Origin of the sequence: Rugamonas aquatica (genome assembly GCF_009380215.1) — a bacterium.
Classification (GTDB): Bacteria; Pseudomonadota; Gammaproteobacteria; order Burkholderiales; family Burkholderiaceae_D; genus Rugamonas; species Rugamonas aquatica_B.
Map to the genome: position 1 here is coordinate 63890 of NZ_WHUG01000003.1, position 20116 is coordinate 84005.

Below are 20116 nucleotides of genomic sequence, written 5' to 3' on the forward strand. Positions count from 1 at the left end.
GGTGAGGGTCGCTGCTTTTTTAGGCAGGGCGGACGGCTTATTTGCCGCTGCGTGTAGGCCTGCCGGCCTTGGCCTTGACCGCCGGCGCCATCGCGGCCGGCTTCTTGATCTTGATGGTGTCAAGGATGGACGCGCGCGGCTTGGTGTCGAGCGAGGCCCGCGCCGTCAACGAGCCGGTCAGCGCATTGGCCTTGCCGCGGCCGGCGCCGGCCGGCGGCGCCAGCTTGCCGCCGCGCTTGTCAGCGCCCGGGGCCAGCATCGGCATCGCGCGCTTGCCCTGCGAGGACTTGAAGTTTTCCTCGCCCACCACGTACGGCGGGATCAGGTGGCGCTCGCCGGTGCCGATCAGGTCGCCGCGTCCCATGCGGCGCAGCGTTTCGCGCAGGATGGGCCAGTTCTTCGGATCGTAATAGCGCAGGAAGGCCTTGTGCGACTGGCGCTGCTTCAGGCTGCGCGGGGTTTCCACCGCTTCCGAATCCTCGGTCACTTTCTTCAGCGGGTTCTTGCGCGAGTGGTACATGGCGCTGGCCATGGCCATCGGCGTCGGCATGAAGGTCTGCACCTGGTCGAGGCGGAAGTTGTTTTTCTTCAGCCACAGCGCCAGGTTCAGCATGTCCTCGTCGGTGGTGCCCGGGTGGGCCGCGATGAAGTAGGGAATCAGGTACTGCTTCTTGCCCGCTTCCAGCGAATACTTCTCGAACATCGCCTTGAACTCGTCGTAGGCGCCGATGCCCGGCTTCATCATCTTGCTCAGCACATCGGGTTCGGTGTGCTCGGGCGCGATCTTCAGCAGGCCGCCGACGTGGTGCGTGACCAGTTCCTTGACATACTCGGGCGAACGCACGGCCAGGTCGTAGCGCAGGCCGGACTGGATCAGGATCTTCTTCACGCCGGGGATCGAGCGCGCCTTGCGGTACAGCTTGATCAGCGGATTGTGGTTGGTGCCCAGGTTGACGCAGATCGACGGGTAGACGCACGACAGGCGGCGGCAGGTGGTCTCGATTTCCTTGTCCTTGCAGGACAGGCGGTACATATTCGCGGTCGGGCCGCCGAGGTCGGAGATGATGCCGGTGAAGCCCTTGGTCTTGTCGCGGATGTGCTCGATCTCGCGCAGGATCGACGGCTCCGAGCGGCTCTGGATGATGCGGCCTTCGTGCTCGGTGATCGAGCAGAAGGTGCAGCCGCCGAAGCAGCCGCGCATGATGTTGACCGAGAACCGTATCATTTCCCACGCCGGGATGTTGGCGCCGCCGTAGCTCGGGTGCGGGGCGCGCGCGTAGTTCATGTCGTAGACGTTGTCCATCTCGTCCATCTGCAGCGGCAGCGGCGGCGGGTTCATCCAGACGTCGCGGTCGCCATGGCCCTGCACCAGCGCGCGCGCGTTGCCGGGATTGGACTCCAGGTGGAACACGCGCGAGGCGTGCGCGTACATCACCGGATCGGCGCTGACGGTTTCGAACGATGGCAGGCGCACCACGGTCTTGTGGTGCTTTTCCAGCTCCATCGCGCGGCGTTCTTCGCGGCTCATGATGCGGATCGGCTTGTACACCTCGGCCGGCGCAGGCGCCGGCTCGGCCATGAGGGCGGCCTTGGTCGGCTCGACCATGGCCGGATTCACATCGTCGGCCGGCTTGTTACCGGTCGCGCAGGTCGTCGGCGAGCTCTTGTCGACCATCAGGTAGGGATCGATATGCTTGTCGATCTTGCCCGGCATGTCGACGCGGGTGCTGTTGTGCACGCCCCACTCTTCGCTCGGCATCCAGCCGGCCGGCACCAGGAAGGAGGTGCCGCGCAGGTCGCGGATGGTCTTGATGCTCTCGCCGTCGGCCATGCGGCGGGTCAGGTCGACCAGCGCGCGCTCGGCGTTACCGAAGATCAGCATGTCGGCCTTGGATTCGAACAGCACCGAACGGCGCACCTTGTCCGACCAGTAATCGTAGTGGGCGATGCGGCGCAGCGACGCTTCGATCGAGCCGATCACCACCGGGATGCCGGGGAAGGCTTCGCGGCAGCGCTGAGCGTAGACCGACACGGCGCGGTCGGGGCGCTTGTTCGGTTCGCCGTTCGGCGTGTAGGCGTCGTCGGAACGCGGCTTGCGGTCGGCCGTGTAGCGGTTGACCATGGAATCCATATTGCCGGCGGTGACGCCGTAGTACAGGCGCGGCTTGCCGAGCGTGCGGAAGGCGTCGGCCGAGTGCCAGTCAGGCTGGGCGATGATGCCGACGCGGAAGCCTTGCGCCTCCAGCAGGCGGCCGACCAGGGCCATGCCGAAACTCGGATGGTCGATGTAGGCGTCGCCGGTGATCAGGATGACGTCGCACTGATCCCAGCCCAGCACGTCCATCTCGGCGCGGGACATGGGAAGGAAAGGCGCTGTGGCAGCGCGGGCAGACCGCTTGGGGACGGCCGCAAATAAATTGGTAGGGGTGTTCATATCGGACAGCATTGTACCGGAAATGCCCCCGCTCCGCTCATGATGGAAAGAAAAATTCTTTTAGTATTCAAACACTTGTGTGTAAATGATGACGGATTTACATTGCTTTGCCCGGCAGCTTTGCTATAACGGAGAGATACCTATCGCCGGGAGACCATCATGCGACGTCGACTGTATTTCATGCTGCCGGACGTACCGAGCGCCCGCTCCATGCTGGATGAGCTGCTGCTGGCCCGTATCGAAATCGGCCACATGCGCTTCATGGCCAGGGATGCGCTGCCATCGGACATGCCGGATGTCAGCTTCATGCAGAAAACCGATCTGGTGCACGGCGCCCAGCTGGGCGTGGTCATCGGCGCCATCGTCGGCCTCGGGGCCGGTGTCTTCCTGACCATGTTTCCGGTGGACGGCATGACCTTGCGCACCGCCGCCATCCTGCTGGTGACGCTGGGCGGGGCGATCTTCGGCGGCTGGGCCTCGGGCATGAACGCGGCGGCCGTGCCGAACACGCGGCTCAAACCGTTCGCCGAACGCATCGAGCAGGGCCAGGTTTTATTGATCGTCGACGTGCCGGTGGGGCGCGTCGAGGAAATCGAAGAGATGATCGCCAAGCGTCATCCCGAAATCAGCTTTGGCGGTATGGAACCGCCGATGCTGGCGTTTCCGTAACGCCGGCTGCCCGGGGACTTAGGTTCCCCGGGTTCTCGTACACTTCCTGCGCAGCATGGCGGCTTCAGATGCCCATGCTGGACAGGATATTGCCCAATTCGCGCAAGGCCGGTTCCAGCTGCGGATGCTGGGCCGCGAACTTGGCGGAGATTTCCTGGGTGCGCTCGGCCAGGCCGTAGGTAGTGCTCTCGCCGGGCGCGGTCTCGGCGGCGCGGCGTTCCAGCAGTTGCTTGATATCGCCGTCGAGTTGCGTCAGCAGATCCTGCAGCTCATCGTCGATCGGCCCGGCGCTGGCCAGGTTGGAGCGCAGAGAACTCAGTGATGCCTTCAGGTTGCTGTCCATAATAGTCCCCTAGTCGGTAAATTTCGTGGCGACGTAAAGTTCTTCGACTTTAGCGCGGGCCCACGGCGTCTTGCGCAAAAATTTCAGGCTGGACTTGACGCTCGGATCGCTGATGAAGCAGTTGATGTCGATCCGTTGGCCCAGCTGTTCCCAGCCGTAATGCGCGTGCAAACGGGTCACGATGGCTTCCAGCGTCACGCCGTGCAGTTCGTTGCTCATAGTTCTATCTTACTCATAAATGAAAGGGCCGGACTCGATTCTTACACAAATCGAGCCCGGCCCCGTGTTCCTTGCTGAACGGCAGCTTACTTTTCAGTCAGGCCACGGCGCTCCAGCAATGGCTCGATCTGCGCATCGCGGCCGCGGAAGTTGCGGAACATCTGCATCGCATCCATGGTGCCGCCGCGCGACAGCAGCATCTTGCGGAACCAGTCGCCGTTCTTGCGCAGCATGCCGCCGTTTTCGGTGAACCAGTTGACGGTGTCGGCGTCCAGCTTCTCCGACCACAGGTAGCCGTAGTAGCCGGCCGAGTAGCCGCCCGCGAACACGTGCGAGAAGTAGGTGGTGCGGTAGCGCGGCGGCACCGGCGCGTAATCGACGCCGGCGGCCTTCAGCGATGCCGCCTCGAAGCCCAGCACATCGGCCGGGATTTGCTTCGCGCCCAGTTGGTGCCATTTCTGGTCCAGGATGGAGGCGGCCAGGTACTCGGTGGTGCGGTAGCCCTCGTTGAATTTCTTCGACGCGATCACCTTGTCCAGCAATTCCTGCGGCATCGGCGCGCCGGTCTGGTAGTGCTTGGCGTAGTTGGCGAGAACCTCGGGCCATACCGACCACATCTCATTGACCTGCGACGGGAACTCGACGAAGTCGCGCGGCACGCGGGTGCCGGCGAAGCGCGGATAGTTCACGTCGGAGAACATGCCGTGCAGCGCATGGCCGAACTCGTGGAAGGCGGTGCGCAGCTCGTCGTAGGTCAGCAGCGTCGGCTCGCCGGCGTTCGGCTTCGGAATGTTGAGGTGGTTGGCGATCACCGGCTGCGTGCCCATCAGCTTGGACTGGGACACGTAGGCATTCATCCAGGCACCACCGCGCTTGTTGCTGCGCGCGTAGTAATCGCCGATGAAGATGGCCAGCTGCTTGCCGTCGGCATCGAACACATCCCACACGCGCACGTCCGGATCGTAGACCGGCAAGTCCTTGCGCTCCTTGAACGTCAGGCCGTAGACCTTGTTGGCCGCGAAGAACACGCCGTTGACCAGCACATTGTTCAGCTCGAAGTAAGGCTTGAGCTGGTTCTGGTCGAAGTTGAAGCGCTCGGCGCGCACCTTGTCGCTGTAGAACGACCAGTCCTGCGCGGCCAATTGGAAGCCGCCTTTTTCCTTGTCGATCACCGCCTGGATCTCGGCGCCTTCCTTCTTGGCGTTGGCGACGGCCGGACGGGCGAACTCGGACAGCATCTTGTTGACCGCTTCCGGCGTATGCGCGGTCTGGTCTTCCAGCGAGTAGGCGGCGAAGTTGGCATAACCCAGCAGCGCGGCCTTGTCGGCGCGCAGCTTGGCCGTCTTCAGCACGACTTGCGTGTTGTCGAACTTACCGCCGTGGCTGCCACGCGCCATCGAAGCGGCCATCAACCGTTCGCGTACGGCGCGGTTGGTCAGCACCGCCAGGTTGGCCTGGCCGGTGGTGTTGACGACCGGGATGGCGAACTTGCCTTCCAGCCCGCGCGCCTTGGCGGCGACGGCGGCGGCGTCGATCGCCTTGTCCGACATGCCGGCCAGTTCTTCGCGGGTGTCGACGATCAGCGCCGAGGCGTTGGCTTCTTCCAGCACGTTCTGGGCGAAGCTGGTGGACAGCTGGGCCAGCTCGCTGTTGAGCGCCTTCAGTTTTTCCTTGTTGGCGTTCGACAGCTTGGCGCCGGCGCGCACGAAGTCGGTGTTGTAGCGCTCCAGCAGGTACAGCGACTCGGCGTCCAGGTGCAGCTTGGCGCGCTTGTCGTACAGCGACTTGATGCGCGCATACAGCTTGGCGTTCAGGCGGATCGCATCACTGTGGGCCGCCAGCTTGGGCGACAGATCGCGCTCCAGCGCCTTGAAGCTGTCGTTGGTGTTGGCGCCCGACAGGTTGCCGAACACGCTGGACACGCGCGACAGCAACTGGCCGGATTTCTCCATCGCGACGATGGTGTTCTCGAACGTGGCCGGCTGCTTGTTGTTGGCGATGGCTTCGATTTCAGCGGCGTTGATACGCATGCCTTCGGCGAAGGCCGGGCCGTAGTCTTCGTTCTTGATCTGGTCGAACGGCGGGTAGCCGAACGGCAGCGTGCTGGCCTTGGCGAAGGCGTTACTGGCCGGCAGCATGGAAGCCGGCTCGGCCGCGTGCGCGACGCTGCAAATGGCCGCCACGCCGGCGGCGATAATCATATTGGTGTTCATCTGTTTTCTTATAAACGGTTTATCTTATTTCAGGCCACGACGGTCCAGCAGCGGCTCGATGATAGGATCGCGGCCGCGGAAGTTGCGGAACAAATTCATCGCATCGTCGGTGCCGCCGCGCGACAGCAGCTTGGCGCGGAACCAGTCGCCGTTTTCGCGTTTCAGGCCGCCTTTTTCCTTGAACCATTCGACGGTGTCGGCGTCCAGTTTCTCGGACCACAGGTAGGCGTAGTAGCCGGCCGAGTAGCCGCCGGAGAAGCTGTGCGAGAAGTAGGTGGTGCGGTAGCGCGGCGGCACCGGCGCGAAGTCCACGCCCATGTCCTTCAGCGATTGCGCTTCAAAGCCCAGCACATCGGTCGGGATTTGCGACGGGGTCAGCTGGTGCCAGCGCTGGTCCAGCAGCGAAGCCGACAGGTACTCGGTGGTCAGGAAGCCCTGGTTGAATTTCTTCGAGGCGATGACCTTGTCCAGCAGTTCCTTCGGCATAGGCGCGCCGGTCTTGTAGTGCCTGGCGTAGTTGGAAAGAACCTCAGGCCACACGGCCCACATCTCGTTCACTTGCGACGGGTACTCGACGAAATCGCGCGGCACGCTGGTGCCGGAGAAGCGCGGGTACTTCACGTTGGAGAACATGCCGTGCAGCGCGTGGCCGAACTCGTGGAAGGCGGTCTTCACTTCATCGTAGGTCAGCAGCGTCGGCTCGCCTGCCGGCGGCTTAGGAATGTTGAGGTGGTTGGCCACCACCGAGTGCGTGCCCAGCAGCGTCGACTGCGAGCTGTACTCGTTCATCCAGGCGCCGCCCTGCTTGTTGCTGCGGGCGTACATGTCGGCCAGGAAGATGGCCAGCTGCTTGCCGTCGGCGTCGAACACGTCGAACACGCGCACGTCCGGGTTGTACACCGGCAGATCCTTGCGCTCCTTGAACGACAGGCCGTACAGCTTGCCGGCGGCGTAGAACACGCCGTTGACCAGCACGTTGTCCAGTTCGAAGTAAGGCTTGAGCTGGTTCTCGTCGAAGGCGAAGCGCTGGGCGCGCACCTTGTCGGTGTAGTAGGCCCAGTCGGAAGCGTCGATCTGGAAGCCGCCCTTGTCGGCGTCGACCACGGCTTGCAGGTCGGCCGCTTCCTTCTTGGCGTTGTTGACGGCCGGCTTGGCCAGCTCGCCCAGCAGCTTGTTGACGGCGCTGGTGTCGTGCGCGGTCTGGTCTTCCAGCGAGTAGGCGGCGAAGTTGGCGTAACCCAGCAGCGTGGCTTTCTCGGCGCGGGCCTTGGCGATTTTCAGCACGGTTTCACGGCTGTCGAACTCGCCGCCGTGGCTGCCGCGCGTCAGCGACGCGGCCATCAGGCGTTCGCGCACGGCGCGGTTGGTCAGCACGGCCAGCGGCGGCTGGCCGCTGGTGTTGACGATGGCGACCAGGAACTTGCCATCCAGGCCCTTGGCCTTGGCGGCCGCTGCGGCGGCGTCGATGGCGCCGTCGGTCATGCCGGCCAGTTCTTCGCGGGTGTCGACCACCAGCGCCGAGGCGTTGGTTTCCTTCAGCACGTTCTGGGTGAAGGTGGTTTGCAGCGTGGCGATGACGCCGTTGATGGCCTTCAGTTTTTCCTTGTCGGCGGCGGACAGCTTGGCGCCGGCGCGGACGAAATCGGTGTGATAGCGTTCCAGCAGATGCTTGGACTCGGCGTCCAGCTTGAGCTTGTCGCGCTTGTCGTACAGCGACTTGACGCGGGCGTACAGCTTGGCGTTCAGGTAGATGGCGTCGCCGTGGGCCGCCAGCTTCGGCGACATTTCGCTGTCGATCGCGTCCAGCTTGTCGTTGGTGTTGGCGCCCTGCAGGTTGCCGAAGGTGGTCTGCACGCGGGTCAGCAGCTCGCCGGATTTTTCCATCGCGACGACGGTGTTTTCGAAGGTGGCAGGCTGCTTGTTGTTGGCGATCGCCTCGATTTCCTTCAGCTGGATGCGCATGCCTTCGACGAAGGCCGGCTGGAAGTGCTCGTCCTTGATCTGGTCGAATGCCGGGTAGTGGAACGGCAGCTTGCTGACGACGGCCAGCGGATTGCCGGCCAGCGCCGCAGCAGGAGCAACGGGAGCAGCCAGCACGGTCTGGGTGAAGGCCAGGCCGAGGGCGGCCGCGATAACGAGCATCTGAGGACGGGACATGATCACATCTTTCATTTAAACGACGAAGGAAAATGCTGACGCAGCGAAGCGCAGCATGGAAGCGCAAGATCATATCAGGGTGACATGGCGGCAGTCACTGGCAAAAAATGCTGCACTGCACTTGATTGGAAAGCGGGGGTATTTCCCGAAGAAAGCTTTGTCGAATTGTTATTTTTGCAGCTACACTGACGTTTCGATGCAACGCGGCCATACACATGAATACAGAAGAGCTGAAACGGCATTGCCGGCAATACCCCGGCGCGGTGGAAACCCTGCACGGCGAGCCGTCGAACATCCTGGTCTACAAGGTCGGGGACAAGACCTTCGCGTACTTCAAGACCAGCGAGCCGGAGCAATGGCGCTTCAGCCTGCGCGTGACGCCGGACCGCTTCCTGGAACTGACCGACAGGCCGGGCGTGAAGCCGGCCCGCTACATGGGCCGCTTTCACTGGGTGACGATCGTCGACGTGGGCCGGTTCCCGGCCGATTACCTGACCGAACTGGTGGCGGCTTCGTACCGCCGCGCGGTGGAGTCGCTCAGCAAGGCCAGGCAAAAAGCGCTGGCAACGCACAATGAGCACGATGAATAAGGAGAGCCCTATGATCCGCCTGCTTCCCCTGGCCAGCCTGCTGGCCGCCGGCTGCTGCGCCGCCGCCGTTTCCGTCGCCACCTTCAAGCAGGCGATGCCGCCGCCGGGCCTGTACCAGATCGATACCGACGGCACCATACGCATGCGCGACACCGGCACCAGCGCCCGCCAGCAGACGGATGGCGCCAGCGGCGACGTCACCGCCACCGTCGCCGGTCCCGGCGGAAAAGCCCGGCAGGACTTCAAGGGCGACGGCCCGGTCCGCTTTTGCGTGCCGGCGCATCCGGCCGGCACGCCGGTGCTGCCGCCGAACCTGGGAGCGGCGGCCTGCAAGACGCTGTCGACCACCGGCGGCGCCGACGGCATCGTCCACATCGCCCAGTGCGCCGGCGGGCGCTACAAGCTGACGGTGCGCCGTCTGAGCGAAAACACCTGGGAGTTCATCGACCATGCCGACCTGGCGCCCACGCCCGGCGCACCGAGCGTGGAAGCGCTGCGGCCGATGATGGAGCAGATGGCGAAGCACGGCACGCCGGAAGAGCGCGCCAAAGCCCAGCAGGCGCTGGCGGCGCTGCCTCAGCAGCAGGCGGCTATGGACGCCGGACGCGCGCAGGCGATGGCGGCCCTGGCCAAAGCGCAAGCCGACGCCAAGACACCGCAAGAGGCGGCGGCTGTGGCCAAGGCCATGCAGGCGATGGGGCAAACGGGCATCCACATGCAGACCGATTCGCGCCGCGTATGGACGCGCATCGCCGAGCACTGCGGCAGCTAGATCAGCGGCGTTCGAAGCGGCGGTCGGGGATGAACCAGATCATCGCCACCACCACGTAGATGGCGAAGCCGGCCATCGGCACGAGCAGGGACATACCGATGCCGATCAAGTACAGCAGAGTGGACAGCTTGCCCTTGCGGTCCTTGCCCAGGGCGACGCGCAAGGCTTCGTTGTTGGCGGCCAGGCACTTGGCCAGCACGAAGTAAGCGATGCTGGACATGAACAGGATGAAGCCATAGCAGGCCAGCGGCAATGCGGCGAAATGGTTCTCGCCGACCCAGCTGGTGACGAACGGCACCAGCGACAGCCAGAACAGCAAATGCAGATTGCCCCACAGCGCGCCGCCGGTGACGTGGCTGACGGTGTGGATCAGGTGATGGTGGTTGTTCCAGTAAATGCCGACGTAGATAAAGCTCAGCACATAGCTGAGGAACACCGGCCACAAAGGCTGCAACGCCGCCCAGTCCGCGCCATGCGGCACCTTCAGTTCCAGCACCATGATGGTGATGATGATGGCGATGACGCCATCGCTGAATGCCTCCAACCTACTCTTGCCCATCTATTCTCCTATGTTGTGCCTACGCTTGCCGGTGGATTAGACCGTCAGCGCAAGGGGCTTGATCTGCTTGGCGATGGTCTTGCCGGCCAGGGTCTCGGCGACACGTAAGTCATACGCACTTTGCAGATTCAGCCAGCCTTGAGCCTCGCTACCAAAATAGCGCTCCAGGCGCAGGGCTGTATCAGCCGTCACGCCGCGTTCGCCTTTGGTGATTTCGCTGAGGCGCGAGTAAGGAACACATAAGGCCAAAGCCACAGCGCGTACGCTCACGCCCATGGGCTTGATGTAGTCCTCTAACAGGATCTCGCCCGGGTGGACAGGACGCATGCCGTTCTTAAACATAGTGCACTCCGAGTTCAATGTGGGTCTTCGATCAGCACATCATACGGGCCGTTCTCGCCCCACTTGAAGGTCAGACGCCACTGATCGTTGATACGGACATGCCAAGCGCCGTTGTACTCCTTCAGATCGTTACCCGGCGGAACTGTCATGAAGTTCAACGAGGGAGCCGCATCGAGTTGGGCCAGCTTGCGCTCAGCTGCACTCTTGATGTTGACGAACCTACGGCTCTTGCCCGTGGTAAAAAGAGCCTCGGTGTCGAGGCATCCAAAGGATTGGATAGGCATCTGAAAATTTTATCCGTTATCCGGATAACGGTCAATCAGGCGGGACTTTTCCCGCGTCTGGCCGATGATCATCGTGAGCTACAAACCATGACAGTCTGTTAGCTGCGCAAAAGCTGGCATCGAAGGCCGAAATGCGAGGCAGCCTTCGACATGGTTTGATCGAAGGTCCACCGTTCGGCCTGATATGCTTGGACCATCGCCAAATGCAGTGCGTCGCCTGCGCGAAGGCCGGTCTGCCATCCATCCAGCATATATGCCGCCATGCGATGGTCGTTGTCATCGACCGCAAGCCGGACTAGCGCTGGCGCAACGAGGTTTGCAAAGGCATCGACGACCTTCCGTGCTCCACGTCGCGTGATGGCCTTGCGCCGAACCTGTATGCCCAGTGCAGACAGCAACTCCACTTCCGTCCAACTGCTAAATGCCAAGGCGTCGCCAGGACTGGTCATCAGACGTTCCGCGAGTTGACTGCCGGATTCTGGAAGCAGGAAAGCCATCAACACACTGGTGTCGATATACCGCATCAGAAGCGATCCGAGTCGCGCATTTTGCGTATGAATTCGGCTGCCGGCTCGCCCAGATAACGAATGCCCGCCCGATGTTCGGTCAAGCTTGGGACTTGCTGGCGGGGCGGGTCGCTTTTCTGGATGGTCACTAGATCATAGCACCCCATGGACTCGCCGTCCCGGCCGCAGGCGGGCCTTGGATCAAGGCCCGCCTCACTTTTATTGCAACGCCGATTGGATTTGCGCGCACTCGGCAACAGCTTTTTTACCGACTTCTTCCGCCACAAGTTGCAGCTTCGAACCGCCCGACATCAGGCCCATTTTCACTTCCTGCCACACATAGTAGAGCTTGCCAACTTCGGTGTTGACGGTCAGTTCGGACCCGGTACCCTGGGAAGTGATTGTATGCGCGCCAGCTGGCAGATCGAACTTGAAGAAGGAATTCGGTCCGGTGTTGCCGGCCAGTTTGCCATCAACCGTGACTGGCATGGACAGCGCCGCACCCAGGGTTTCGTTGCGATAAACATAGACTTGCGACGTTGCTGGGTTTGGCTTGAACAGCTTCGACTCCGCATCAACGGTTGCAGGCGCTTTGTTGATGCTTGCGCACCCGGTCATAACGAGGACAGAAACGACGACTGCGAGTTTTTTAACTAAGCTGTAGTTGGACACTGGTTTTCCTAAAGGTGAGGTAGATCATTGAAATTACCTGCCAAAAAACTATAAATTTAGCAAGTATTTCATTATACCAACACTATTCCACTTGCACAGTGGCGCTAGCCGCCGGCCTCACTCGCGTATCTCAGGCTCGACCAGTTGCGCCAGCAGCACCAGCGATTCCTGCCAGCCCAGATAGCACGCCTCCACGGGAATCACCGCCGGGATGCCTTCCTGTACCACCTTCACCTCCACGCCGCAGAACACGTCGCGCAGCGTCACCGTGGTCTTCATCACGCCCGGCAGATTCGGATCATCGAACGTGCCGGTGTAGACCAGGCGCTCGTTCGGCACCAGCTCCAGATACTCGCCGCCGAAGCTGTGCTGCCCACCGGTGGTGAAGTTGGTGAACGACATGCGGTAACTGCCGCCCACCCTGGCATCCAGCGCATGCACGGTGTTGGTAAAGCCATGCGGCGGCAGCCACTTGGCCAGCGCGGCGGCATCCAGGAAGGCGCGGTAGACGCGATCGGCCTTGGATTTGAAAACGCGGTGCAGTTGTACGGTATTCGTAGTCATGATCGTTGCTCCTGTGAGTGTAGAGGACGTCCCTCCAGCCCTACGACGAACGACGCCCCGATAATTCGACACGCGCGATGACGGCCGTCGCACCTATCCTATCCTGCCCGTAATGGACATGGAACGACTTTGCACCTATCCTGCCTGTTTTCAAATATGAAACATTAAGGATACGCTATGGCCCAGACTTTTTCCACCAGACGCTTGCTGGCTGCGACACTGGGCATCGCGGTCTCGCTGGGCACCTGCGCCGCGGATACGCCCAAGCTCGGCACTGCGGATTTCCAGGGCTGCGCCAAACCGGTCTGGCCCAAGGAGTCGCTGCGCAAGGAACAAACCGGAACCGTCACACTGGCCTTCCTGATCGGCACCGACGGCGGCGTCGCCGATGCAAAAGTCACCCGCTCCAGCGGCTTCCCGCTGCTGGACGACGCGGCAGTGGCCGGCCTGCGTTCCTGCCGCTTCAAGCCCGGCATGGTGGACGGCAAGCCCGTCAGCGCCTGGCAACAGATGCAGTACGTCTGGACGCTGGACGGCCCGTCCTCATTGAAGCCCGACCTGGCGGCGGTCAACCAGTACCGCGACGCCGCGCTGGCCGGCGACGCCGATGCGCTGTACCAGCTGGCCAAGGCCTACAGCAACGGCGAAGCCAACCAGGCCGTCACGCTGGGCCAGTTCCGCACGATGCTGGATCACAGCCTGCCGGAAGCACAGTACCTGCTGGGCTTGCGGCTGGCCACCGGCCACAGCGCGCCGACCAACCAGGTCGAAGCCGCGATCTGGTATCACAAAGCCGCCGAAGCCGGCCACGTGCAAGCACAGGTTGAAACAGGCTACCGCTATGAACACGGCAAAGGCGTCACGCAAGACTACGCGCAGGCGATGGACTGGTATCTGAAGGCGGCCGAGCAAGGCGACCATCAGGCGGAAAACAATATCGGCCTGTTGCACGCCTACGGCCGTGGCGTGCCGCTCGACCGCGCCGTCGCGGCCGAGTGGTACCGCAAGGCGGCCGAAGGCGGCCATGCGTGGGGCCAGGCCAATCTCGGCATGTTCTACCTGTACGGCCGGGGCGTGGAGAAAGACCTGCCGCTGGCGCAGCAATGGCTGGAACGGGCCGCGGCCCAACACAATCCCGCCGCCGAGCGCGATCTGTCCTCCATGTACCTGCGTGGCGAAGGCGTGTTCCACAGCGACGAGGAAGGCGCCCGCTACCTGCGCCAGGCAGCGCAGGACGGCGACACCTCCTCGCAAATCCGCTGGGGCATCGTGCTGACCTACGGCCTGCTCGGCGAGAAGGCCGATCCGGTTCAGGGCCTGGCGTTCCAGCGCACCGCCGCCAAGACCGGCAACGCCGTCGCCCAGAACAACATCGGCTATGCCTTCGAAATCGGCAGCGGCGTGGCGCAGGACTATGCGGCCGCGCGCGACTGGTACACGCGCGCCGTCGCCCAGGGCAACGGCAACGCGCAGGCCGCGCTGGGCGGCATGTATGAACAGGGCAAGGGCATGGCCAAGGACTTGAGCAAGGCGGCCTCGCTGTACCAGGCTTCCGCCGCGCAAAACAATGCGGACGGCCTGTATCGCCTGGCGATGCTGACCGAGGCCGGCCGCGCCGTGCCGAAAAGCGCGTCGGACGCGGTCGATATGTACCGGCGTTCAGCCGAGCTGAATTTCCTGTCCGCCATGCGCCGCCTCGCCACCGCTTACGAAAAAGGCGAGCTGGGACTCAAGCCGGATGCGGCGCAAGCCCAGCAGTGGCGGGAGAAGGCCGAGCAACGGGCCGCCGCCCCGCGATTCGTCTTCCGCTAATCCGGGCGGCTCGGCTACACTGCCGTCTTGTACCGGAGAGGATCAAGTATGGAAAATTACGCCGAGCTGCTGGAAACCCTGGCGCTGCAGGAAAAGGAATTGCAATTCACCACCTTCACCAGCGACACCGCGCTGGCGCTGGGCCTGAAAGTGATCGAGCTGGCCAGGCAGCGCGACAAGAGCGTCACGGTCAACGTGACCGTCAACGGCAAGGTGCTGTTCCATCACGCGATGCAGGGCGCCACGCCGGACCAGGCCGACTGGATACGCCGCAAGAGCAATGTGGTGACGCGCTTCGGCCGCTGCTCTTTCCACATCGGCACCGATTATAAAAACCGCGGCGTGGTCTTCGAGGACGTGAAGTATCTGGACCCGAAGGAATACGCGCCGTACGGCGGTTCCTTCCCGGTCGTGGTCAGGAATGTCGGCCTGATCGGCACGGCCACCGTCTCCGGCTTGCGCCAGGCGGAAGACCATGCGATCGTGGTCGAGGCGCTGCGGGCCGTGCTGGCCTGATCAGTAATGCGGCGGCGGTTCGTGCGCCAGGGCGCCGCCGCCTCCGCTGCTTTGCGCCTGGTCGCGCACATGCTGGACCAGCGCCGCGCACATCTGCTCCAGCTTGTCGATCTGCTGCTGTTGCTCGTAGACGCGCTGGTTCAGCGACTCCACGATGTGTTCCTGGTGCGCCAGTTTGATTTCAATATCGATGAAGCGGTCTTCGGTGGTGCTCACGGCATACTCCCTGCTGGAAAGCACGCATTCTACAGCCTCAGTGGCCTCACTTGAGATAGACCCCGCCGCAGACCACCATATCGTCTTCCGGTACGCAATACATGGCCTTCGGTTCTATCTGGCCGCTGGTCGGATTGGTGAACTTGTAGTCCTGCCAGAACGGCTGCTTTTTCTTCGCCAGCTCGACGCGCTCCTTGACGAAGGCCTTGCCGTCGACGTCCTTAATTTCCATCAGGTTCTTGCCGATCATCTTGGCGTTGGCGCCGTGCGCGCGCACCACGCCGTCGAGGCCGTACACGGTCAGGTACAGGTCGCGGTCGCTGAACTGGCCGTCCTTCTTGTTGATCTCGGCGTAGGTTTTGTCCTTGCCATTGGCCTTCAAAAACTTCAAGCCCTTGTTCACCATCGCCTCGGCTTCCGGCTTGGTGGCGAACTCTGCGGCGTGTGCCATCGGCAGCAGCGCGCAGGCGAAAACGAGAGACGCAATGAGTTGGGTACGCAAGGATCACCTCCGTTGGTATCGCGCCAGGACGGCACATGCCGATGCTAGCACAAACACCCGCCGGATCAGGTCTTCGGTGTGGTTAATAGTTCCTTCATTCGTGCCAGCCGCTCTTTCGGCGTCATCACTTCGGACTCGGCCGGCACGGCGGTGCCGACGTCGAGTTCCATCTCCTTGATGAAGCGCGACGGATCGCAATGCACCTGCTCGCCGGCGCGCTTGCGCTTCTTGCACCAGGTGATCTGCAGCGTGCGCTGCGCGCGCGTGATGCCGACGTACATCAGGCGCCGCTCTTCCTGCACGCGGGCGGCGATGGTCTCGGCCGGCGCATCGGCATCGCCCTTGTGCGGCAGGATGCCTTCCTCGACGCCGACCAGGAACACGTGCGGATACTCCAATCCCTTCGACGCGTGCAGCGTCGACATGCGCACCGCGTCCGGGTCTTCGTCCTGGCCTTCGAGCATGGACATCAGCGCCACCATCTGCGTCAGCTCCAGCACGTTCTTCTCTTCGCCGTCGCGGTCCTTGCCGCCACGGCCGCGCTCCTTCAGCCAGTTGGTGAACTCCAGCACGTTCTGCCACTTGCCCTGGGCCGCGCGCTCATCGAACATATCGTACAGATAGGATTCGTAGTTGATCGCTTCCAGCAAATCGTCCAGCACCTGGGCCGCGTTGTCGCCGCTGCCGCTCGGGCCGGGCCGGCTGGCGCGCGCTTCGAGGTTGTTGATGAAGTTGCAGAAGTCGCGCAGCGGGCCCAGCTGACGGTCGGTCAGCAGGGCTTCGATGCCGCCCTTGAACACCGCCTCGAACAGCGAGCACTGCCATTGCCCGGAGAAGGTGCCCAGCGTTTCCATGGTCGACTGGCCGACGCCGCGCCGCGGCGTGGTGACGGCGCGGATGAAGGCCGGATCGTCGTCGGTGTTGGCCAGCAGGCGCAGGTAGCTGATGATGTCCTTGATCTCGGCCTTGTCGAAGAAGCTCTGGCCGCCGGAGATCGTGTACGGAATCCGTTCCTTGCGCAGCGACTGCTCGATGATGCGCGCCTGGTGGTTGCCGCGGTACAGGATGGCGTAGTCGGACCACTTGTTCTTGCGCTCGAAATGGTCGGCCGAAATCATGATCGCCACCTGCTCGGCTTCCTGGTCGTCGTTGGCCATGCCCAGCACCTTGATCGGCTCGCCGAGGCCGTGCTCGGACCACAGCGATTTCTCGAACAGCTTGGGGTTGTTGCCGATTACCGCGTTGGCCGCCTGCAGGATGCGGGTGGTGGAGCGGTAGTTCTGCTCCAGCTTGATGACCGCCAGGTCGGGGAAGTCGGTCTGCAGCGTCTTCAGGTTTTCCACCGACGCGCCGCGCCAGGCGTAGATCGCCTGGTCGTCGTCGCCCACGGCGGTGAACATCGGCTTCTTGCCAACGCCCGTCACCATCAGCTTGACCAGCTCGTACTGGCAGGTGTTGGTGTCCTGGTACTCGTCCATCAGCAGATAGCGCAGGCGGCGCTGCCACTTGTCGCGGATCGGCTCGTTGTTGCGGAACAGTTCCACCGGCAGGCGGATCAGGTCGTCGAAGTCCACCGCCTGGTAGGCCGACAGCGTGGCCACGTAGCTGGCGTAGATGCGCGCCGATTGCGCCTCGTCCTCGTCCTTGGCCTTGTCCAGCGCGATCATCGGATCGACCAGGCCGTTCTTCCACAGCGAGATGTCGGTCTGGATGCGCCGCACCACCTGCTTGTCGGTGGTGATGGCCAGGTCCTGGATCAGCGAGCCGCAATCGTCGGCGTCCATGATGGAGAAGCGGTCCTTGAGGCCGACGCCGTTGGCTTCCTGGCGCAGGATCTTCACGCCCAGCGAGTGGAAGGTCGACACCGTCAGCTGCTTGGCCTGGCGCGGCTGCTTGAGCAGCTTGGCGATACGCTCCTGCATCTCCAGCGCGGCCTTGTTGGTGAAGGTCAGCGCGGCGATGGTGCGCGGATCGTAGCCGCGGTCCTCGATCAGGTGGGCGATCTTCTGGGTAATCACGCGCGTCTTGCCCGAGCCCGCTCCGGCCAGCACCAGGCATGGGCCGTCCAGGTACATGACGGCCTCGCTTTGCGGGACATTAAGACCGAATTGGGGGGCTTTGGACATCGGGTGACGATCTGGCTAGGGAACAGCCAGTCATTGTACAGCCCCCGGCCGCTTAGAAGCCCGACAACACAATCTTGCCGATGGTGCGGCGGCCTTCCAGCGCCTCGTGCGCGCGGCGCAGGTTGGCGGCGCTGATCTTGCCGTACACCTCGCCCAGCGTGGTCTTCAGCTTGCCGGCGTCGATCAGCGCTGCCACTTCGTTGAGCAGCTTGTGCTGTTCGATCATGTCCGGCGTGCCGAACATCGAGCGGGTGAACATCATTTCCCACACCCAGGTCACGCTCTTGGCGAACAGCTTGTCCATGTCCAGCGGCGCGGCGTTGTGGACGATGCTGACCACCTTGCCCTGCGGCGCCACCACCTGGGCGATGGCGTCGAAGTGCGGGTCGGTGTCGCTCAGGCACAGCACGTAGTCGACGTCGGCGATCTCCAGCGCCAGCAGTTGCGCCGCCATGTCGCCGTTGTGGTCGATCACATGGTCGGCACCCAGCTCGCGCACCCACTTGGCCGACTCGGGACGCGAGGCGGTGGCGATCACCGTCAGTCCGGCCAGCTGCTTGGCCAGCTGGATGGCGATCGAGCCGACGCCGCCGGCGCCGCCGATCACCAGCACCCGCTTGCCGGCGTCGGCGCCGTCGCGGCGGATCGCCAGGCGGTCGAACAGCGCTTCCCACGCGGTGATCGAGGTCAGCGGCAGGGCGGCGGCGTGGTTGAAGTCCAGGCTGGCCGGCTTGCGGCCGACGATGCGCTCGTCCACCAGGTGGAATTCGCTGTTGGCGCCGGGGCGTACGATGCTGCCTGCGTAGTAGACGGTGTCGCCGACCTTGAACAGCGTCACGTCCGGGCCGACGGCGGTCACGGTGCCGGCAGCATCCCAGCCCAGCACGCGCGGAGCGGCGTCGGCCGCTTCGCCGGCGCGCACCTTGGTGTCGACCGGATTGACGGAGATGGCTTCGATCTTGACCAGCAGATCGTGGCCGGTGGCGGCAGGCACGGCGATTTCCACGTCTTGCAGGGCGGTGTTGGTGACGGCGATGGCTTTCATGGCGTTTCCTCGAAATAAGTTTGGATGGACGCAGTATGATTTGCCGCATTGCTTTTGATAATTGGCATAATGATGAAATCATTCTTCATCAAAACAATCAAATGGCTCTGGACCTGACCGATGTGGCGCTGTTTGTGCGGGTGTGCGCGACCCGCAACCTGTCCGCCGCCGGGCGCGAGTTCGGCCTGTCGCCGGCCGCGTCCAGCACCCGCATGGCGCAGCTGGAAAAGCAGCTAGGCGCGCGCCTGCTGCACCGGACCACGCGCCAGATCACGCTGACGCAGGACGGCGAAGTATTCCTGGAACGGGCAATGGCGCTGCTGGACGCAGCCGAGCAGGCGTCGGCGGCGGTCGGCCACGGCAACGCCCAGCCGCAGGGCTTGCTGCGGGTGGCGGCCTCGGTGACGTTCGGCCGGCTGTACATCGTGCCCGAGGTGGCGCAGTTTCTGGAGGAACACCCTGGCGTGCAGCTGGACCTGCGCCTGTCCGACAGCACCCACGACTTGGCGGCGGACGGCATCGACGTCGCCATCCGCATCGGCCCGCTGCGCGATTCGGCGCTGGTGGCGCGGCCGCTGGCGCCGAGCAAGCTGGTGTTGTGCGCCTCGCCCGAGTATCTGCGCCAGCGCGGCGTGCCGCAGCAGCCATCCGACCTGTTGCAGCACGAATGCCTGGTGTTACAGGCGATGAACCCGTGGCGCTTGCGCGAGCGCGACGGCGGTGAATTGCTGCTGCGCGTGAGCGGCCGCTTCCGCAGCGACAACGGCGAGGCGCTGCGCGACGCCGCCATCGCCGGTCTCGGCATCAGCCTGTCGTCGACCTGGCTGGTGGCGGAACAGTTGCGCAGCGGCGCATTGGTGCGGGTGTTGCCGGGCTACCAGACCACCGATTCGGTGATTTCCGCTGTCTACCTGAACCGCCGTTTCCTGCCGCCCAAGAGCCAGGCCTTCATCGACTTCTTCAGCCGGCGCTTCGGGCCGGAACCGTACTGGGACGAAGGCATCGCCTGAGCCGGCGCAGTCGTCTTTGTGACAGATGCGTTACCATGCGGGGATGAGGCGCGCGTGCGCCTGGCTTTGACATGGTTTTCCTATGAAATTCGAACATCTGATAGAAATTAACGACCCGCTGAATCCACTGATCGATGCGCTGAGCATCAAGCAGCTGTGGAGCGGCCTGGTGCTGCGCGCCGAATCGCCGAAGCTGTTCGTGCCGCACCTGGACGAGTGCACCATCACCGAACGCAGCGAGAACGGCTTCAGCCGCAGCCTGCGCTACGGCGAGCTGGTCATCGACGACCGCGTGGTGCTGGAACCGATGCGCCAGGTGCGCTACGAGGTGGCGGCGCAGCAGGACATCAGCCAGTCGAGCCTGACGATGACCATCGAAACGCCGAGCGCCGATGCGCTGTACGTGCGCTTCCAGTACGACGACGGCCACGATGCGGCGACCGATGCCGCCAATTCGATGTACGACGAATTCCGCCGCTCGGCCTACCAGGAATCGGATATCGACACCATCCGCGTGCTGCGCGACCTGGCGCAGCAGGGCCGGCTGGATGCGCTGCTGAACTGA

22 protein-coding genes are annotated in these 20116 nt (G+C 63.3%); 7 read left to right on the forward strand and 15 right to left on the reverse strand.

Features of this window, described 5'->3' with window-relative positions; translation table 11 throughout:
* Positions 1-37 precede the first annotated feature (37 nt).
* The gene (locus tag GEV02_RS08270) at positions 38-2359 is read right to left on the reverse strand and encodes a YgiQ family radical SAM protein (protein ID WP_217433118.1); all 2322 of its coding nucleotides are present in this window, start codon (positions 2357-2359) and stop codon (positions 38-40) included.
* A gap of 234 nt (positions 2360-2593) precedes the next feature.
* Between GEV02_RS08270 and GEV02_RS08275 the strand changes: the two genes are divergently transcribed.
* Entirely contained in the window at positions 2594-3103 is a 510-nt protein-coding gene (locus tag GEV02_RS08275; RefSeq protein WP_152837593.1) for a DUF1269 domain-containing protein, read from the forward strand.
* A 64-nt stretch (positions 3104-3167) separates the two neighbouring features.
* Here GEV02_RS08275 and GEV02_RS08280 read toward each other — a convergent pair whose 3' ends face one another.
* The 4 genes from GEV02_RS08280 to GEV02_RS08295 form a co-directional block, all read right to left on the reverse strand.
* A complete protein-coding gene (locus GEV02_RS08280) occupies positions 3168-3446 on the reverse strand; it encodes a DUF4404 family protein (RefSeq protein WP_152837594.1) in 279 nt (92 codons plus the stop codon).
* 9 nt (positions 3447-3455) lie between these two features.
* Positions 3456-3665 carry a VF530 family protein gene (locus tag GEV02_RS08285; protein WP_008442988.1) on the reverse strand — a complete coding sequence of 70 codons (210 nt, stop codon included), beginning with the start codon at positions 3663-3665 and terminating at the stop codon, positions 3456-3458.
* Positions 3666-3751: 86 nt separating this feature from the next.
* On the reverse strand, positions 3752-5878 hold the full coding sequence (locus tag GEV02_RS08290) for a M3 family metallopeptidase (protein ID WP_235922713.1): 2127 nt from the start codon (positions 5876-5878) through the stop codon (positions 3752-3754).
* A gap of 24 nt (positions 5879-5902) precedes the next feature.
* A complete protein-coding gene (locus GEV02_RS08295; RefSeq protein WP_235922714.1) occupies positions 5903-8035 on the reverse strand; it encodes a M3 family metallopeptidase in 2133 nt (710 codons plus the stop codon).
* 215 nt (positions 8036-8250) lie between these two features.
* Here GEV02_RS08295 and GEV02_RS08300 point away from each other — a divergent pair, with 215 nt between their 5' ends.
* Together GEV02_RS08300 and GEV02_RS08305 are read left to right on the forward strand one after the other, a co-directional pair.
* Complete coding sequence (locus GEV02_RS08300) at positions 8251-8625, forward strand: MmcQ/YjbR family DNA-binding protein (protein ID WP_152837595.1); 375 nt, start codon at positions 8251-8253, stop codon at positions 8623-8625.
* Between the two features lie 10 nt (positions 8626-8635).
* Positions 8636-9397, forward strand: a complete 762-nt coding sequence (locus GEV02_RS08305) for a hypothetical protein (protein ID WP_152837596.1) — start codon at positions 8636-8638, stop codon at positions 9395-9397.
* 1 nt (position 9398) lies between these two features.
* Here the strand turns inward: GEV02_RS08305 and GEV02_RS08310 are convergent, their stop codons facing one another.
* The 6 genes from GEV02_RS08310 to GEV02_RS08335 all read right to left on the reverse strand — a co-directional run bounded on the left by GEV02_RS08310 (position 9399) and on the right by GEV02_RS08335 (position 12324).
* On the reverse strand, positions 9399-9956 hold the full coding sequence (locus tag GEV02_RS08310) for a TMEM175 family protein (RefSeq protein WP_152837597.1): 558 nt from the start codon (positions 9954-9956) through the stop codon (positions 9399-9401).
* 36 nt (positions 9957-9992) lie between these two features.
* Complete coding sequence (locus GEV02_RS08315) at positions 9993-10298, reverse strand: HigA family addiction module antitoxin (protein ID WP_152837598.1); 306 nt, start codon at positions 10296-10298, stop codon at positions 9993-9995.
* Between the two features lie 14 nt (positions 10299-10312).
* The gene (locus GEV02_RS08320; RefSeq protein WP_152837599.1) at positions 10313-10582 is read right to left on the reverse strand and encodes a type II toxin-antitoxin system RelE/ParE family toxin; all 270 of its coding nucleotides are present in this window, start codon (positions 10580-10582) and stop codon (positions 10313-10315) included.
* A gap of 98 nt (positions 10583-10680) precedes the next feature.
* Positions 10681-11106, reverse strand: coding sequence for a type II toxin-antitoxin system VapC family toxin (locus GEV02_RS08325; protein WP_152837600.1), 426 nt, complete (start codon positions 11104-11106; stop codon positions 10681-10683).
* Between the two features lie 201 nt (positions 11107-11307).
* A complete protein-coding gene (locus GEV02_RS33255) occupies positions 11308-11760 on the reverse strand; it encodes a DUF2846 domain-containing protein (protein ID WP_152837601.1) in 453 nt (150 codons plus the stop codon).
* Positions 11761-11877: 117 nt separating this feature from the next.
* Positions 11878-12324, reverse strand: a complete 447-nt coding sequence (locus tag GEV02_RS08335; RefSeq protein WP_152837602.1) for an SRPBCC family protein — start codon at positions 12322-12324, stop codon at positions 11878-11880.
* A gap of 177 nt (positions 12325-12501) precedes the next feature.
* On the opposite strand from GEV02_RS08335, the gene GEV02_RS08340 reads away from it, so the two are divergent.
* Positions 12502-14136, forward strand: a complete 1635-nt coding sequence (locus GEV02_RS08340; protein ID WP_152837603.1) for a TonB family protein — start codon at positions 12502-12504, stop codon at positions 14134-14136.
* A 48-nt stretch (positions 14137-14184) separates the two neighbouring features.
* Complete coding sequence (locus tag GEV02_RS08345) at positions 14185-14652, forward strand: heme-degrading domain-containing protein (RefSeq protein WP_008443008.1); 468 nt, start codon at positions 14185-14187, stop codon at positions 14650-14652.
* Here the strand turns inward: GEV02_RS08345 and GEV02_RS08350 are convergent, their stop codons facing one another.
* From GEV02_RS08350 to GEV02_RS08365, 4 genes are all read right to left on the reverse strand, one after another.
* Positions 14653-14868, reverse strand: coding sequence for a SlyX family protein (locus GEV02_RS08350; RefSeq protein WP_008443009.1), 216 nt, complete (start codon positions 14866-14868; stop codon positions 14653-14655).
* 46 nt (positions 14869-14914) lie between these two features.
* Positions 14915-15370 carry a cache domain-containing protein gene (locus tag GEV02_RS08355; protein ID WP_235922715.1) on the reverse strand — a complete coding sequence of 152 codons (456 nt, stop codon included), beginning with the start codon at positions 15368-15370 and terminating at the stop codon, positions 14915-14917.
* Between the two features lie 65 nt (positions 15371-15435).
* On the reverse strand, positions 15436-17496 hold the full coding sequence (locus tag GEV02_RS08360; RefSeq protein ID WP_071658856.1) for a UvrD-helicase domain-containing protein: 2061 nt from the start codon (positions 17494-17496) through the stop codon (positions 15436-15438).
* Between the two features lie 52 nt (positions 17497-17548).
* Positions 17549-18541: a zinc-binding alcohol dehydrogenase family protein gene (locus GEV02_RS08365; protein ID WP_152837604.1), complete on the reverse strand. Its 993-nt coding sequence runs from the start codon at positions 18539-18541 to the stop codon at positions 17549-17551.
* 101 nt (positions 18542-18642) lie between these two features.
* On the opposite strand from GEV02_RS08365, the gene GEV02_RS08370 reads away from it, so the two are divergent.
* Positions 18643-19551, forward strand: a complete 909-nt coding sequence (locus GEV02_RS08370; RefSeq protein ID WP_152837605.1) for a LysR family transcriptional regulator — start codon at positions 18643-18645, stop codon at positions 19549-19551.
* Positions 19552-19633: 82 nt separating this feature from the next.
* Positions 19634-20116, forward strand: a complete 483-nt coding sequence (locus GEV02_RS08375; RefSeq protein ID WP_152837606.1) for an SRPBCC family protein — start codon at positions 19634-19636, stop codon at positions 20114-20116.